The organism is Micromonospora sp. LZ37, assembly GCF_059359015.1.
Genome location: NZ_JCADBL010000018.1, coordinates 13,347 through 27,900, shown reverse-complemented (window position 1 = coordinate 27,900; position 14,554 = coordinate 13,347). Strand labels below are relative to the sequence as shown.

Genomic DNA, 14,554 nt, shown 5'->3' with positions numbered 1-14,554 from the left:
CGGAGGTTTCCGCTGGTCGACCCGGACACGGCCGGCGTCGAGCTAGTCGAGGTCGTCGTCGTCGGTCAGGTCGTCGTCGGTCAGGTCGTCGGAGACGTCGGCGTCCAGACCGTCGGCCTCCGCCTCGTCGGCGGGGCGCTGCCGGCGGGCCTTACGGGCGGCGAGCCGCTCCGCCGCCGACGCCCGGGCCGACTTCTCCTCCAGCCGGACGTCGGTGCCCCGGCTGCCCGGGACGAAGTCGGCCCCGGCGTAGAGGGTGGGCTGCCAGTCGAACTCCCGCTCGCCGATGCGCACCAGGTCACCCGGCTTGGCCCCGGCCTTGGCGAGCTTGTCCTCGACGCCGAGGCGGGCCAGCCGGTCGGCCAGGAAGCCGATGGCCTCGTCGTTCTCGAAGTTGGTCTGCTTGACCCAGCGCTCGGGCCGCACGCCGCGCACGGTGAAGGAGCCGTCCTCCTCCGCCTCGATGGTGAAGCCGGCGTCGTCGACCGCCTTCGGGCGGATGACGATCCGGGTCGGCTCGGCCGGCGGCGCGGCGCGGCGGGCCTGCTCGACCACCTCCGCCATCGCGAACATCAGCTCCTTGAGCCCCTCGCGGGTGGCCGTGGAGATCTCGAAGACCTGAAAGCCCCGCGCCTCCAGGTCCGGCCGGACGATCTCGGCGAGGTCCCGCCCGTCCGGTACGTCGATCTTGTTGAGCGCCACCAGTCGCGGCCGGTCGGCGAGGCCGCCGTACTGGGTGAGCTCGGACTCGATGGCGTCGATGTCGGCCAGCGGGTCCCGGCCGGGTTCCAGCGTCGCGGTGTCGACCACGTGCACCAGCACGGCGCAGCGCTCGACGTGGCGGAGGAACTCCAGCCCCAGCCCCCGGCCGGTGGCCGCGCCGGGGATCAGGCCCGGCACGTCGGCGACGGTGAAGGTGTGGTTGTCGACCCGGACCACGCCGAGGTTCGGCACCAGCGTGGTGAACGGGTAGTCGGCGATCTTCGGCTTGGCCGCGGAGATCACCGCGATCAGCGACGACTTGCCGGCGGACGGGAAGCCCACCAGGCCGACGTCGGCGACGCTCTTGAGCTCCAGCACCACGTCGAGCCGGTCGCCGGGCTCACCCAGCTCGGCGAAGCCGGGGGCCTTGCGCCGGGCGTTGGCCAGCGACGCGTTGCCGCGACCGCCACGCCCGCCCCGGGCCGCCTCGAAGGTGGTGCCCGCGCCGACCAGGTCGGCCAGCACCTCGCCGTCGAGGGTCTGCACCACGGTGCCGTTCGGCACCTTGATGATCAGGTCGTGGCCGTTGGCGCCGTCGCGGTTCGAGCCGGCCCCGCCCCTGCCGTTCTCGGCCTTGAGGTGCGGACGGAAGTGGAAGTCGAGCAGCGTGGTCACCTGCGGATCGACCACCAGCGACACGCTGCCGCCGTGCCCGCCGTTGCCCCCGTCCGGGCCGCCGAACGGCTTGAACTTCTCCCGGTGGATCGAGGCACAGCCGTGCCCGCCGTCGCCGGCCTGCATGTGCAGGACGACCCGGTCAACGAACGTCGTCACGACGCCAATCCTTCCAGCGGGGTACGCCCCCGCGTGCGAAAAGACGAAGCGGGCCGGGACACGAGGTCCTCGGCCCGCTTCGCCGGGAAATTACTGCTGCGGCACGATGCTGACGGTCTTGCGACCGCGCTTGGTGCCGAACTGGACCGCACCGGGGGCCAGCGCGAAGAGCGTGTCGTCTCCGCCGCGGCCGACCAGGTCACCGGGGTGGAACTTGGTGCCACGCTGACGGATGAGGATCTCACCCGCGCTGACGACCTGACCACCGAAGCGCTTCACGCCGAGTCGCTGGGCCGCGGAGTCACGACCGTTACGCGAGCTGGACGCACCCTTTTTGTGAGCCATTGGAGGACGACCTACTTCCCGCTGGAGATGCCGGTCACCTTGACCTGGGTCAACGGCTGGCGGTGACCCTGGCGCTTGTGGTAGCCGGTCTTGTTCTTGAACTTGTGGATCCGGATCTTCGGGCCCTTGGTGTGCGCGGCGATCTCGCCGGACACCGCGACCGAGGCAAGCTTCGCCGCGTCGGTCACCAGGTCGTCACCGTCGACGAGGAGCACCGCGGTGAGCTTCACCGCGTCGCCGGGGGCACCGGCGAGCTTCTCGACCTCGATCACGTCGCCCTCGGCGACCTTGTACTGCTTGCCGCCGGTCTTGACGATCGCGTACATCGGAGGCGGACTCCCTGTCGTTGAGGCTGCTGGCGGTCGTTCCCACGGCAACTCGCCGGGTAGCAGTGACACCGGCGGCGCGGGCACGCGGGAACTCGGCACACCAAAGTGCGCCGCAGGAAAGAGTACGCCATGACCGGCCCGGTACCCAAACCGGGCCCGCCGGTCAGCGCCCGCAGAGCTGGTCGAGGCGCTGCTGGAGGCGGTCCAGCTCGGTCTCGTCGATCGCCTCGACGTCGGTGCCGAGCCGGCCGATTTCCGCGGCGAGGTCGGTGAGCAGGGTCTTCAACTGCGGGTCGGAGGCCTCGGCCGAATGCCGCCGCAGCGCCGAACGCCAGTCGGTCAGCGCCGACTCCGCCCGCTTCCGGGCGGTTTCGGCCCCGGTGCTGTCGTTAGCCCCGACCGCCGCGATCATCTTGCCGAGCTCCTCGACGTACCTCCGCACGGCCGCCGAGGAGGCCTGCTCCGCCTCGGCGCAGACCCGCGGACCGTTGCCCCCCACCGGGGCGACGCTGACCGGGGCGGACGGGACCACCGACGCGGCGGTGGAGGCGGGGACGGGAGCGCCGGAGCCGGCGGAACCGGCCCCGTCCGGCCGGCCGTCGTCGCCGGTGCAGCCGGCGCCGGTCAGCAGGACGGTGGTCACCACGGTGGCGGCGAACAGGCGACGCATCTTCTTCTCCTAGCCGGGGGTGACCGATCGTAGCCGGGGCCGGTGACGCGACAGGACCCCTCCCACCGGCACAGTTGCCGGGGAAGGGGCCCCGCGAAACGTCGCGCTGCTCAGCCGGTCACGGGCGGGTCCGCCGTCGGGCGCCGCCCCGGCGGGACCGGCGCCGGCCGGAGCCGCCCTCGCCGCTCTCCTCGTCGGCGTCGGCCAGCGCGTCCGGGTCGTCCGCCCCGGCCAGCCGGGCCGACTCGCCCTCCTGGGCGTCGGCGACGGCCGGCGCGGCCGCCGTCTCCGCCTCGTACCGGGACAGGTCGTAACCCATCGTGTCGTGGTACTCGGCGTCGGTCCCGGCGTCGGCGGGCCCGGCGATCTCGGCGTTCCCGGTGGTCTCGGTGATCTCCGCCACCGTGCGCTCCGCGGCGGCGGCGGCCTTGCGGGAGCGGCGCCGCGACGCGGTGCCGGACTGCTCGGTCGCCGGGGCGGGCGCGGTCACCGCCGAGGCGACCGCCTTGACCTTCTCCCCCGCGCCGGGGCCGCCGGAGCGCGGCTTCTCCGGCACCGGCTCGGTGTGGATGATCAGACCGCGGCCCTTGCAGCACTCGCAGGGCTCGCTGAACGCCTCCAGCAGGCCCGCGCCGATCCGCTTGCGGGTCATCTGCACCAGACCGAGCGAGGTGATCTCGGTGACCTGGTGCTTGGTGCGGTCCCGCCCCAGGCACTCGGTCAGCCGGCGGAGCACCAGCTCACGGTTCGACTCCAGCACCATGTCGATGAAGTCGATCACGACGATGCCGCCGATGTCGCGCAGCCGGAGCTGGCGGACGATCTCCTCGGCCGCCTCCAGGTTGTTCCGGGTCACCGTCTCCTCCAGGTTGCCCCCGGAGCCGGTGTACTTGCCGGTGTTCACGTCGACCACGGTCATCGCCTCGGTCCGGTCGATCACCAGCGAACCACCGGAGGGGAGGAAGACCTTGCGGTCCAGCCCCTTGATGATCTGCTCGTCGATCCGGTACTCGGCGAACACGTCGGTGGTGCCGACGTGCCGGCGCAGCCGGGCGACCAGGTCCGGCGAGACGTGCGACAGGTACGACTCGACGATGTCGTACGACTGCTCGCCCTCGATGACCAGCTCGCGGAAGTCCTCGTTGAAGAGGTCCCGGACCACCCGGATGACCAGGTCGGGCTCCTCGTAGAGCAGCACCGGGGCGCCACCCTCGGCCGCCTTGGCCTGGATGTCCTCCCACTGCGCCTGGAGCCGCTTCACGTCGCGGGCGAGCTCGTCCTCGCTGGCGCCCTCGGCGGCCGTCCGGACGATCACGCCGGCGCCGTCCGGCACCAGCTTCTTGAGCACGTCACGCAGCCGCTTGCGCTCGGTGTCCGGCAGCTTGCGGCTGATACCGGAGGCGTTGCCGTTCGGCACGTAGACCAGGTGCCGACCGGAGAGCGCGATGTGGCTGGTCAGCCGGGCGCCCTTGTGCCCGATCGGGTCCTTGGTGACCTGCACCAGCACCGAGTCGCCGGAGCGCAGCGCCTGCTCGATCGAGCGGGCCCGCCCCTCCAGGCCGGTGGTGTCCCAGTTCACCTCGCCGGCGTACAGGACGGCGTTGCGGCCGCGCCCGATGTCGACGAAGGCCGCCTCCATGCTCGGCAGGACGTTCTGCACCTTGCCCAGGTAGACGTTGCCGGCCATGGTGCCGGAGGAGCTACGGGTGACGTAGTGCTCGACCAGCACGCCGTCCTCCAGGACCGCGATCTGGGTACGGTCGCCGCGCTGGCGTACCGCCATCACCCGGTCGACCGCCTCCCGGCGGGCCAGGAACTCCGACTCGCTGAGGATCGGCGGGCGGGTACGACGCTGCTCCCGGCCGTCCCGGCGGCGCTGGCGCTTGGCCTCCAGCCGGGTCGAGCCGGAGACGCCCTGCACCTCGTCGACGGCCTTGCGCGGCTCACGGATCTTGACGACCGTGGGCACGCCGTCGTCGGCGGCCCCCTCGGTGTCCCCGGCGCCCCGGCGGCGGCGACGGCGACGGCGGCGGGTCAACCCGTCGCCCTCGCCCTCCTCCTCGTCGGCCTCCTCGGCCTCGGCCTCAGCCTCCGCCTCGGCGGTCTCCTCGGCCTCGTCCTCGTCGCTGTCCTCCGCGCCGCCCTTGCCACGACCGCGGCCCCGACGGCCCCGACGACGCCGGCGCCGCGCGGCGGCGCTCTCCTCGTCCTCGTCCTCGGTCTCGGCCTCCTCCTCGGCCTCGCCGGTGGGCTCCTCCTCGACCTCGACCTCGACCTCGACCTCGACCGGCTCGACCTCGCGCCGGCCGCGACGGCGGCGGCGACCGGTCTCGGCCGGCTCCTCCACGGCGGGTTCCTCGACGGCCGGCTCGACCACCCGCGCGGTCGGCAGCTCGTCCGGCTGCGGGGCCATGAAGAGCACCGTGGGCGCGGCGATGACGGCCCGCCGACGGCGGGTACGCGGCTCCGGCGCGGCCGGCTCCGCCGGCTGTTCGCCGCCGGGCACCGACACGCCGGGCGGCACCTCCCCGGCCCGGCTCTCCGCGCCGGACACCGCGACGGCCGGCGCGGCGGGCGCGGCCTCCTCGGTCTCCTCGGCGGGGGCCTCCTCGGCGAGCGTCTCGTCGGCCGCGGTGGGCTCGGTGGGCGCCGCCGCCTCGACGGCGGGCTCCTCGACCGGCCCGGCCTCCGGTGGCGCCGCCGCGGCCTGCTCGGCGGGGACGTCCGCGGGCGGCTCGGCCGCCACCGGGGCGGCGGCCTTCTTCCGCCGGGTACGGGTCGCCTTCACCGGCGGCACGACCTCGGCGCCGGCCTCCTCCGCACCGGTGACGACCACCGGCTCCTCGGCGGCTTTCGCGGGCGTGGCCTTGCGCCGGCGGCGGGTGGTCTTCGGCGCGGTGTCCAGTTCACCGGCGACCGGAGCGATCACCTCGGCCTGCTGCGTCTCGTCGGTCGCCGACGCGGCGGTGGTCGGCGCCTCGGCCGGCGCCTCGGCCTGCTCCGGCTGGCTCAGCGGGGCGGCCCGACGCCGGGTGGTGCGCCGACGGGTCGGCGCCGCTTCCGTGGTGCTGTCGGTGGTGCTTGCAGCGGGTTCGCCGGCCGGCTGTGAACCGGTCAGTTCGCCGCCCTCGGGCTCGTTCTCGAGCATGGACGTTCTCCAGTTCTGGCTGCCCCGGGCGCGGTTGAGCGCTGCCACGCAGGGTTGCCGCAAAAGTGTTTCCGCCGGGCGCGTGAGGTACGCGACCGCCGAAGTCTGCCTGCCAGAACACTGACCGTGGGGTCAGCGCTCTCCGATGGCTGTCCCGTCGCGGTCCGCGTCGAGCGGATCCACGATCGCGCCCTGCGCGGTCAGCGTGCCCTGCGCCAGCCGGATCACCCTGGGTGAGACCGGCGGCTCCAGGTCGGCCACCACGCGGAGGCCGGAAAGGACGTCATCGGGCCGTACGGACGGGGTGACCTGCCGCACGACCAGTTCGAGTATCGCACACGACACGTCCGGCTCCCCGGAAGGCGTCTCCGGCGTCGGCAGCACATCGATGCTGATGACGGCAGCCCGGGCGTCGAAGGTCCGTCGCCCCTGCTTGGTCATCCGCTCGACCTGCACCTCGTTCGCGGCCACGAAGGCGGAAACCGCCCGGTCCAGGACGTCCCGGTCGACCTCGGGCAGCTCGATCCGCCAGTGCGACGCCTCGATCCGGTCGGCGAGGCTGCCCCCGGTGGCGACCACCACGTCCACCACGTCGAGACCCGGCGAGAGCGCGGCGTCCAGCGCGGCGCGCAGCTGGTCCGGGTCGACCGGCGCCTGGAGACCGACCTCCAGGTACTCCGCCTCGCTGGCGACACCGGTCGGGGCCGCGCTGGCGTAGGAGATCTTGGGGTGCGGGGTGAAGCCCTGCGAGAAGGCGACCGGTACGGCGGCGCGGCGCAGCGCGCGCTCGAAGGCCCGGGCGAAGTCCCGGTGTGAGGTGAACCGCAACGGGCCCCGCTTGGCGTACCGGATCCGGACCCGCTGGACGACCGGCGCCTGGCCGCCCTCCGGTTGAGGCTTTCTGGCGATCGTGTGCTCCTCGGATTCTGCCTGCGTGTCCGACCCATCCTGGCGCAGCGCTCCGGCCGCCCCGCAGCCGGGGCGGCCGGAAGTGACCGTGCGGGCGCTCCGGATCGGGACACCGCGGTCGGGTCACGGCGTCGGGGTCACCGCGATGGCCGGCCCGGCGACGCGGAGGTCAGGCGGAACCGGCCACGGGGTCAGGACGAGGAACCGCCCGGCGGGCGGTGACCCGGCGGCGGCTGCCCGGGGCCGGGCTGCGCCGGCGGGGCGTACCCGCCCGGCGTGCCGGGTGGAACGCCGTACCCACCGGGGGCGGGTGGGCCGTGACCGGCCGGCACCGGCGGGACGGCCTGGTCGGCGCGGTGCACGGAGGGCGGACCCTGGCCGGGCGCCATGCCCGGCGGGTACGGACCGGGCGGCGTGCCGCGCGCCCTGCGCCGGGCCCGCCGGCGCAGCACCAGCCACACCACGGTCACCAGGAGCAGGACGAGCAGCACCGCGATGCCGATGCCGATGATCATGACCTGCTGGTCGGTCGGGCCGCCCCGGTCGCCGTACTGCGTGACGTCGAACTCGCCCTCCTCGGCCGCCTCGACGGACGGCTCCGCCGCCGCGCCGGGCCCCAGCAGCGGGTTGGCACCGACGCTGGGCACCCCCTGGGTGAGCGCGGCCAGCGGGTTCACCACGCCGAAGCCGTACTGCGGGTCGCGGCCGGGCGCCCCGGCGTCCCGGGCGGTCCGGATGATCCGGTTGATCACGTTCGCGGCGTCGAGCTCCGGGTACTTCGCGCGGATCAGCGCGGCCACCCCGGAGACGATCGCCGCCGAGTCGGAGGTGCCGTTGCCGTACGAGTAGGGGGTGCTCCCGGAGAGCGGGATGTCGGCGTTGAGGATCCGCTCGCCGGGGGCGGCGACGACCGCCTCGGCGCCCTGGACCGAGCCGGACCAGAACGACCCCCGCCGGTTGGTCCCGGTCACCGCGATCACCCCGGGAACGTTCGCCGGGGAGATCACCTCTCGCTCGCCCAGCGCGGTGTTGCCCGCGGAGGCGACCACCACGGCGTCCCGCCCGAGGGCGTACCGGATCGCCTCGACCACATCCGGCGAGGCGGTGCCGACACCGCCGAACGCCAGGTTGATCACCTTCGCGCCGCGGTCCGCCGCCATCCGGATGGCCATGGCGCCCGCGGAGTCGGTGACCTTCGCGGCGTCTCCGGTGGCCTTCACCGGGAGGATCTTCGCCCCCGGAGCGATCCCAAGCACCCCGTCGGGTCCGGCCTTGCGGGCGGCGATGATGCCGGCCAGGTGGGTGCCGTGCCCATCCTCGTCGCGGCTGTCGCCGCTCACGCCGGCGGTGCCGAAGCCGGGCAGGACCTGACCGGCCAGGTCGGGATGCCGGGGGTCGACGCCGGTGTCCACCACGGCCACCACCACACCCCGGCCGGTCGACTGCCGGTGGACCTCCTCGATCCGCAGCGAGTCGAGGTACCACTGCTCGGCCCGCCGGGGCGCGGCGCCCGCCGGCGCGGCGACCCCGACCACCATGAGCACGGCGAGCAGGGCGGCCGGGACCGGCCGAAGTGTGCGGATGTCCACCTTCACGCGTCCGTCCTCAACGCAGGATGCCGGGGGAGGCACCGTCGTCCGTGCCCCACGGATCGTCGTCCTCAGTCAACCACGACGAGTGCTCGCCGCCCCCGCCACCGCGCCCGCCCGCGCCGGGTCCACCGCCCATCATGCCGGCACCACCCATCATTCCCGCGCCGCCGGCACCGCCGCGGAGGCCACCGGCCCCGGCACCGGCACCGGCCCCGGTCGCGTTGCGCAGGGCGCTGGCCGCACTGGTCATCGGCGGCACCTTGCCGTTGCCCCCGCCGACCATGCCGGGCACGCCGGCCATCCCGACGCCGGCGCCGGCCCCGAGGCCACCGCCGCCGAGCCCACCGGCCGAGCCGACCCCGGCCGAGCCGCCGCCGAAGCCGCCACCGGCGCCGCCGAGCCCACCACCGAGTCCGCCGCCGCCCGGGCCACCGCCGTAGCCGCCGCCCACGCCGCCCACGCCGACGCCACCACCGGCACCGGCCAGACCGGACTGGTAGTCCTCGTCACCGGTCGGGTAGTCGGCGTAACCGGCCCCGGTGGTCGGCGGGGAGTAGGAGCCCGCGCCGCCCGGCCCGCCGGTGGACGGCGGGTCGAACGACCCGAGCCCACCGGAGGACGGCCCACCGGACGACGGACCGCGCCCGCCCTCCAGCCCGCCTGCTCCCGGCATGCTGCCGATCGACGCCCCGCCGCCGCCCCCGCCGCCCGCGCCGGACCCGATCCCGGAGCCGGTCCCGTCCGGCAGCCCGCGCGGCTGCTCCCGGTCCCGCTCATGGTGCATGCCGGTACCGTCCGGCTGGGGGACGACCAGCTTGGGTCGCTCGTCCATGACCGCCTGGGGCAGCGGCGACATCGCGGTGTTGGCCGCGTTCTGGTTGTCCCGGTACCAGTTGTCCAGGTGGGACTTGGTGTCCCACCAGCCACCCCGCTCGTTGTCGGCGGCCCGGCCGTCGACCTTCATGGTCGCCTCGAGCTCGTCGGCCTTCGCCCGGAACGCCCCGTCCTCGTAGAGGGCGGGGTTGCCGGCGTAGTCGGCGCGCAGCGCCGCCAGGAAACCGGCCGCGTTCTCCCCGTCGCCGCTGTCGTCCAGCTCGGTGCCGCCGGGCAGGCTCCACTCGTTCAGGCCGAAGTCGTCCATCATCGGGATCGGGATGCTCGCGATCGACCTGCTGATGTCCCCGGAGATCCGGTGCAGCGCGCCGCTCACCGTGCTCGCGTGGGTGGCCAGCTCCTGGATCTCCCGGCCGAGCTTGTCGAGGTGCTCCCGGTACGCGTCGCCGCCGCCGCCCTGCCAGCCGCCGAGCAGGCCGCTGAGGCCGCCGACCTGCGGCCGCTCGGTGCCCGGCGCGATCGGGCCGACCATCGACCGCCCGGTCAACGCGTCGCGGAGGTGGTTCAGGGCGCTGGCCAGGCCGTTCCACCCGTTGCCCACGTCGCTGACCGTCTCCGGGTCGGCGGTCAGCGTCACCTCGCGGACGCAGCGCTCCCAGGTCCCTGCCATGCTCGTCCCCCTCAGGCGGTGTACGGGTAGGTCGGCGGCGAGCCGGCCGGCGGAGGCGGTGCGGCCGACTCCAGCAGCCGCTCGATCTGCGCGCCGTTGGCCGCGTTGCGCTCCTCGACGTCCCGGAACGCCTTGGCGATGTCCTCGGTGCCCTGCTTGAGCGCGCTGAGCTTCTGGGAGAGCTGCTGGATGTGCGACTCCATGTGCGCGGTCGACCGGACCAGCGCCTGCCACTGCAACCGGGCGTCCTCGAAGCCGCCGAACGGCGTGCCGTTCGCCCCGGGCGCCCCGGCCGCTGCGCCGTCGCCCTTCATCCGCTCCTGGATGCGCTGCATCTGGTAGCCGATGGTGTCGTCGACGTACTGCTTCAGGCGCTCGACGTAGGCGGCGGCGGCGTCCAGGTCCGCCACGCTGACGGTGAGATCACCCGTGTCCGGTGGCCTGATGTCGCCCATGCGCTTCCTCCCCGTCGCCGACCCGTCGGATCGGTCCATCTCGGAGGCAGCGTATCGAGTGACGCCAAGTCCGGGCAGCCCCACCCGGCGTGACACCGCGGACAACGCTCGTCGATGTCGACGCTGCGGCCGGGGCGGCGCGAGGACTCTCCACTGCCGACAACGCGGCCGCCCACCGGGCGGGGACCCGGTGGGCGGCTGTCGATCGTGGAGGGTGGCGTCCGTCGCCACCCGCGGCTACGCGGAGCGGTCGCCCGCCGGCACCTTCAGGCCGTTGCCGCCCAGCGGGGTGAGCGGGAGGAGCTTCTTGCCGGTGGGGCCGATCTGGATCTCGGTGTCCATCGACGGGCAGACGCCGCAGTCGAAGCACGGGGTCCACCGGCAGTCGTCCTGCTCGTACTCCGAGAGCGAGTCCTGCCAGTCCTGCCAGAGCCAGTCCTTGTCCAGGCCCGAGTCGAGGTGGTCCCAGGGCAGGACCTCCAGCTCGTCGCGCTCCCGGGTGGTGTACCAGTCCAGGTCGACGCCGAAGGTCGGCAGCACCTCGGCGGCGGCCTCGACCCAGCGCTGGTACGAGAAGTGCTCGCTCCAGCCGTCGAACCGGCCGCCGTTCTCCCAGACCTTGCGGATCACCGCGCCGACCCGGCGGTCGCCCCGGCTGAGCAGGCCCTCGATCAGCGACGGCTCGCCGTCGTGGTAGCGGAAGCCGATCGCCCGGCCCAGCGAGCGGTCCGAGTTGATCGCCTGCTTGAGCAGCCTGAGCCGGTGGTCGATCACCTCGGGGCGCGCCATCTCCGCCCACTGGAACGGGGTGTGCGGCTTGGGCACGAAACCGCCGATGGAGACGGTGCAGCGGATGTCCTTGGAGCCGGTCGCCGCCCGACCCGCCCGGATCACCTCGTGCGCCATGTCGGCGATCTCGAGGACGTCCTCGTCGGTCTCGGTGGGCAGGCCGCACATGAAGTAGAGCTTCACCTGCCGCCACCCGTTGGTGTACGCGGTGACGACGGTGCGGATCAGGTCTTCCTTCGACACCATCTTGTTGATGACCTTGCGGATCCGCTCCGACCCGCCCTCCGGGGCGAAGGTCAGACCGGTGCGCCGACCGTTGCGGGACAGCTCCTGGGCCAGGTCGATGTTGAACGCGTCGACCCGGGTCGAGGGCAGTGAGAGCGAGACGTTGGTGCCCTCGTACTGCTGGGCGAGGCCGGAGCACATGTCGCCGATCTCGGAGTGGTCGGCCGACGACAGCGACAGCAGGCCCACCTCGTGGAAACCGGAGAACTCCAGGCCGTCGCGGACCATCTGGCCGACGGTGGTGATCGAGCGCTCCCGCACCGGGCGGGTGATCATGCCAGCCTGGCAGAACCGGCAGCCCCGGGTGCAGCCCCGGAAGATCTCCACCGCGTACCGCTCGTGCACCGTCTCGGCGAGCGGGACCAGCGGCTTCTTCGGGTACGGCCAGGCGTCCAGGTCCATCGTCGTGCGCTTGTGCACCCGGAACGGCACGTCCGCCCGGTTCGGCACGACCCGCTGGATCCGGCCGTCGGGCAGGTAGTCCACGTCGTAGAAGCGCGGCACGTAGACGCTCTCGGTGCGGGCCAGCCGCAGCAGCAGCTCGTCCCGGCCGCCCGGGGAGCCCTCGGCCTTCCACTCCCGGACGATCGCGGTGATCTCCAGGACGGCCTCCTCGCCGTCACCGAGCACGGCGGCGTCGACGAAGTCGGCGATCGGCTCCGGGTTGAACGCGGCGTGACCGCCGGCCACGATCACCGGGTCGGCCTCGGTGCGGTCGGCGGCGAGCATCGGGATGCCGGCCAGGTCGATCGCGGTGAGCAGGTTGGTGTAGCCCAGCTCGGTGGAGAAGGAGACGCCGAACACGTCGAAGTCGCGCACCGAGCGGTGCGCGTCGACGGTGAACTGCGGCACGTCGTGCGTGCGCATCAGCTTCTCCAGGTCCGGCCAGACCGCGTAGGTCCGCTCGGCGAGCACGTCGGGCAGCTCGTTGAGCACCTCGTAGAGGATCTGGACGCCCTGGTTGGGCAGGCCGACCTCGTACGCGTCGGGGTACATCAACGCCCAGCGGACGATGGCCGCGTCCCAGTCCTTGACCACCGCGCCCAGCTCGCCACCGACGTACTGGATGGGCTTGGTCACCTGGGGCAGCAGCGGCTCCAGCCGGGGCCAGATCGAATTGGCCGCGGCGGGGCGCGGCGGCGTGGACGGGGCACTCATGATGCCCAAGGGTACGCGCTCGCCCGGCGACCACGACGCCGCACCGCGAGGCCGGTCGGGGCCGACGTCGGCAGGCCGGGTGGACTGCCGGCGACCGCCGTCCCGGGCCGGCCCCGTCCGGACGGTCGCTGCGCGTGAGCGCCGGGCCGGGCGGATTGGCCGGTGGTGGCACGCCGGTACTAACCTCGTCAGCGGCGCGAGAGGAGATTGCCGCGATGCCGGAGCCGCAGCCGGGCACGGACCGGCCGGCCGACGGGAGCAGCACCCCGGTGACGGGGCGGGACCAGGAGCCGACGGTGACCGACGAGCCGACCGACTCCCCCGCCGGGCCGACGCCGGGCCGTCCCGACCAGGACGGCGGCAGCTCCGCCCCCGCGGGCACCGCCACGACCCACGACGGCGACCGCGACGTCCCCGCGCCCGCCGACGACCGTGACGGCGACGCCCCCGCGCCCACCGACGACCCCGTGGGCGACGTCCCCGCGCCGACCGAGGGCCGCGCCGGGGGCGGGACGGACGGCGCATCGACCGCCGGGGAGGGCGCACCGACCCCGCCGGCCACCGCCGGCGACGGGCCACCCGAGGCCGCCGCCCCGTCGGCGCCGGCCACGTCCCCGCCGGTGACCCCCGCCCGCGGCGCCGCCGCCGTCCCCACCCCGAACCGACCGGACCCGACCCGGGTGGAGGCACGCCCCGACGCGACCCGGGTGGAGGCGCGCCCCGACCCGACCCGGGTCCAGGCGCGCCCCGACGCGACCCGGATGGAGATCCCGGAGCCGCCCGCCCCCCGGTGGAGCGGCTCGGCGGCCGTACCGCCACCGCCGCCGCGCAAGCGCGCCTGGGGCGAGTCCGCCGAACCCACCCCGGCCCCGCCTCCGCTTCCGGTGGGCTCGCCCGAGCACCAGGTGCCGGTGGACCCGTGGGAAGGGGTCGACACCAGCGGCTGGGACCTGCACCCGGCCGACCTCCCGGCGCTGCCGCCGACCACCCCCTACGAGACGCCGCCACCGACCCGGCCCTACGAGGCGCCACCACCGGCCCACCCGTACCCGCCGCCGCAGGCCAACCCGTACCCGGCGCCCCCGCCGGCCCAGCCGTACCCGGCGCCGCCGGTGGCCGCCCGCCCGGTGTCGCCGCCGCCGCTCTCCCCGCCGTCCCCTCCCCCGCCGGCCAGGCCGAAGCGGGCGCCGAAGCAGCGCCGCGGCCGGCCCGAGCCGGTCGCCCCACCGGCGGGATGGCAGGCCCCCAAGGGGTACGTCCCGGTGCCCGTCCGCCGTCGGCGGCGCTGGCCGTGGGTGCTGCTGCTGACCCTGGCCTGCTGCTGCGGCTGCCCGGCCTGGTTCGGTCAGCCGATGTGGGAGCAGTACCCGGCCAGCGCCACGCTGCCGGGCCAGGTGGACGACCTGACCCTGCGCGAGGACACCCGCAGCAAGGCCACGGTCAAACAGCTCGAAGCCGACGTACGCGAGGCGAACCTGCTCGCCGAGGACACCTTCGCCGGTGTCTACACCACCGCCGACGGCAAGCGGGTCACCGTCTTCGGCGACACCGGTTTCCGGTTCCGCCCCGAGGCGGACGCGGACGACGCGCTGGCCCGGCTGAAGGAGACCTACCGGCTCGGCGAGGCCCAGACGGTGGAGACCGGCGTCCGCGGCCGGTACGAGTGGTGCGCGGTGGGCAGCTCGGCCGGCAGCGACGTGGTGGTCTGCACCTCGGTCGACCACGGCAGCAGCGCCACCGCGGTCTTCACCCGGCTCTCGGTCGACGACAGCGCCCGGCTGCTGGCCACCCTGCGGACCCGGATCATCACGCCCGGCAAGGCCTGACCCGCGTG

Annotated in this window: 11 protein-coding genes; 1 reads left to right on the top strand and 10 read right to left on the bottom strand. The window is 74.4% G+C overall.

Going from position 1 to position 14,554, the window contains the following annotated elements; genetic code table 11:
• Positions 1-42 precede the first annotated feature (42 nt).
• The 10 genes from obgE to AC5L3Z_RS28070 form a co-directional block, all read right to left on the bottom strand.
• The gene (obgE, locus tag AC5L3Z_RS28115) at positions 43-1,536 is read right to left on the bottom strand and encodes a GTPase ObgE (RefSeq protein ID WP_494846263.1); all 1,494 of its coding nucleotides are present in this window, start codon (positions 1,534-1,536) and stop codon (positions 43-45) included.
• A gap of 90 nt (positions 1,537-1,626) precedes the next feature.
• On the bottom strand, positions 1,627-1,881 hold the full coding sequence (gene rpmA, locus AC5L3Z_RS28110) for a 50S ribosomal protein L27 (RefSeq protein WP_334533271.1): 255 nt from the start codon (positions 1,879-1,881) through the stop codon (positions 1,627-1,629).
• Between the two features lie 11 nt (positions 1,882-1,892).
• Positions 1,893-2,207: a 50S ribosomal protein L21 gene (gene rplU / locus AC5L3Z_RS28105; protein WP_088960746.1), complete on the bottom strand. Its 315-nt coding sequence runs from the start codon at positions 2,205-2,207 to the stop codon at positions 1,893-1,895.
• A 166-nt stretch (positions 2,208-2,373) separates the two neighbouring features.
• Entirely contained in the window at positions 2,374-2,880 is a 507-nt protein-coding gene (locus tag AC5L3Z_RS28100) for a hypothetical protein (protein WP_494846260.1), read from the bottom strand.
• A gap of 118 nt (positions 2,881-2,998) precedes the next feature.
• A complete protein-coding gene (locus AC5L3Z_RS28095) occupies positions 2,999-6,028 on the bottom strand; it encodes an Rne/Rng family ribonuclease (RefSeq protein ID WP_494846258.1) in 3,030 nt (1,009 codons plus the stop codon).
• Between the two features lie 132 nt (positions 6,029-6,160).
• Complete coding sequence (locus AC5L3Z_RS28090) at positions 6,161-6,880, bottom strand: TIGR03936 family radical SAM-associated protein (RefSeq protein ID WP_494846318.1); 720 nt, start codon at positions 6,878-6,880, stop codon at positions 6,161-6,163.
• 248 nt (positions 6,881-7,128) lie between these two features.
• Positions 7,129-8,532, bottom strand: a complete 1,404-nt coding sequence (gene mycP / locus AC5L3Z_RS28085; protein ID WP_494846256.1) for a type VII secretion-associated serine protease mycosin — start codon at positions 8,530-8,532, stop codon at positions 7,129-7,131.
• A 10-nt stretch (positions 8,533-8,542) separates the two neighbouring features.
• Positions 8,543-10,033 carry a hypothetical protein gene (locus AC5L3Z_RS28080; RefSeq protein WP_494846254.1) on the bottom strand — a complete coding sequence of 497 codons (1,491 nt, stop codon included), beginning with the start codon at positions 10,031-10,033 and terminating at the stop codon, positions 8,543-8,545.
• Positions 10,034-10,044: 11 nt separating this feature from the next.
• On the bottom strand, positions 10,045-10,488 hold the full coding sequence (locus AC5L3Z_RS28075) for a DUF2563 family protein (protein ID WP_494846253.1): 444 nt from the start codon (positions 10,486-10,488) through the stop codon (positions 10,045-10,047).
• A 237-nt stretch (positions 10,489-10,725) separates the two neighbouring features.
• Positions 10,726-12,720, bottom strand: a complete 1,995-nt coding sequence (locus AC5L3Z_RS28070) for a TIGR03960 family B12-binding radical SAM protein (protein ID WP_494846252.1) — start codon at positions 12,718-12,720, stop codon at positions 10,726-10,728.
• 215 nt (positions 12,721-12,935) lie between these two features.
• Between AC5L3Z_RS28070 and AC5L3Z_RS28065 the strand changes: the two genes are divergently transcribed.
• Entirely contained in the window at positions 12,936-14,546 is a 1,611-nt protein-coding gene (locus AC5L3Z_RS28065; protein WP_494846250.1) for a hypothetical protein, read from the top strand.
• Positions 14,547-14,554: the final 8 nt, after the last annotated feature.

What these genes read in the sequence shown, in the direction of transcription:
- AC5L3Z_RS28065 (WP_494846250.1), top strand. Translation starts at nt 12,936, where the DNA reads ATGCCGGAGCCGCAGCCGGGCACGGACCGGCCGGCCGACGGGAGCAGC.
- AC5L3Z_RS28075 (WP_494846253.1), bottom strand. Translation starts at nt 10,488, where the DNA reads ATGGGCGACATCAGGCCACCGGACACGGGTGATCTCACCGTCAGCGTG.
- AC5L3Z_RS28080 (WP_494846254.1), bottom strand. Translation starts at nt 10,033, where the DNA reads ATGGCAGGGACCTGGGAGCGCTGCGTCCGCGAGGTGACGCTGACCGCC.
- rplU (WP_088960746.1), bottom strand. Translation starts at nt 2,207, where the DNA reads ATGTACGCGATCGTCAAGACCGGCGGCAAGCAGTACAAGGTCGCCGAG.
- AC5L3Z_RS28100 (WP_494846260.1), bottom strand. Translation starts at nt 2,880, where the DNA reads ATGCGTCGCCTGTTCGCCGCCACCGTGGTGACCACCGTCCTGCTGACC.
- AC5L3Z_RS28095 (WP_494846258.1), bottom strand. Translation starts at nt 6,028, where the DNA reads ATGCTCGAGAACGAGCCCGAGGGCGGCGAACTGACCGGTTCACAGCCG.
- AC5L3Z_RS28070 (WP_494846252.1), bottom strand. Translation starts at nt 12,720, where the DNA reads ATGAGTGCCCCGTCCACGCCGCCGCGCCCCGCCGCGGCCAATTCGATC.
- rpmA (WP_334533271.1), bottom strand. Translation starts at nt 1,881, where the DNA reads ATGGCTCACAAAAAGGGTGCGTCCAGCTCGCGTAACGGTCGTGACTCC.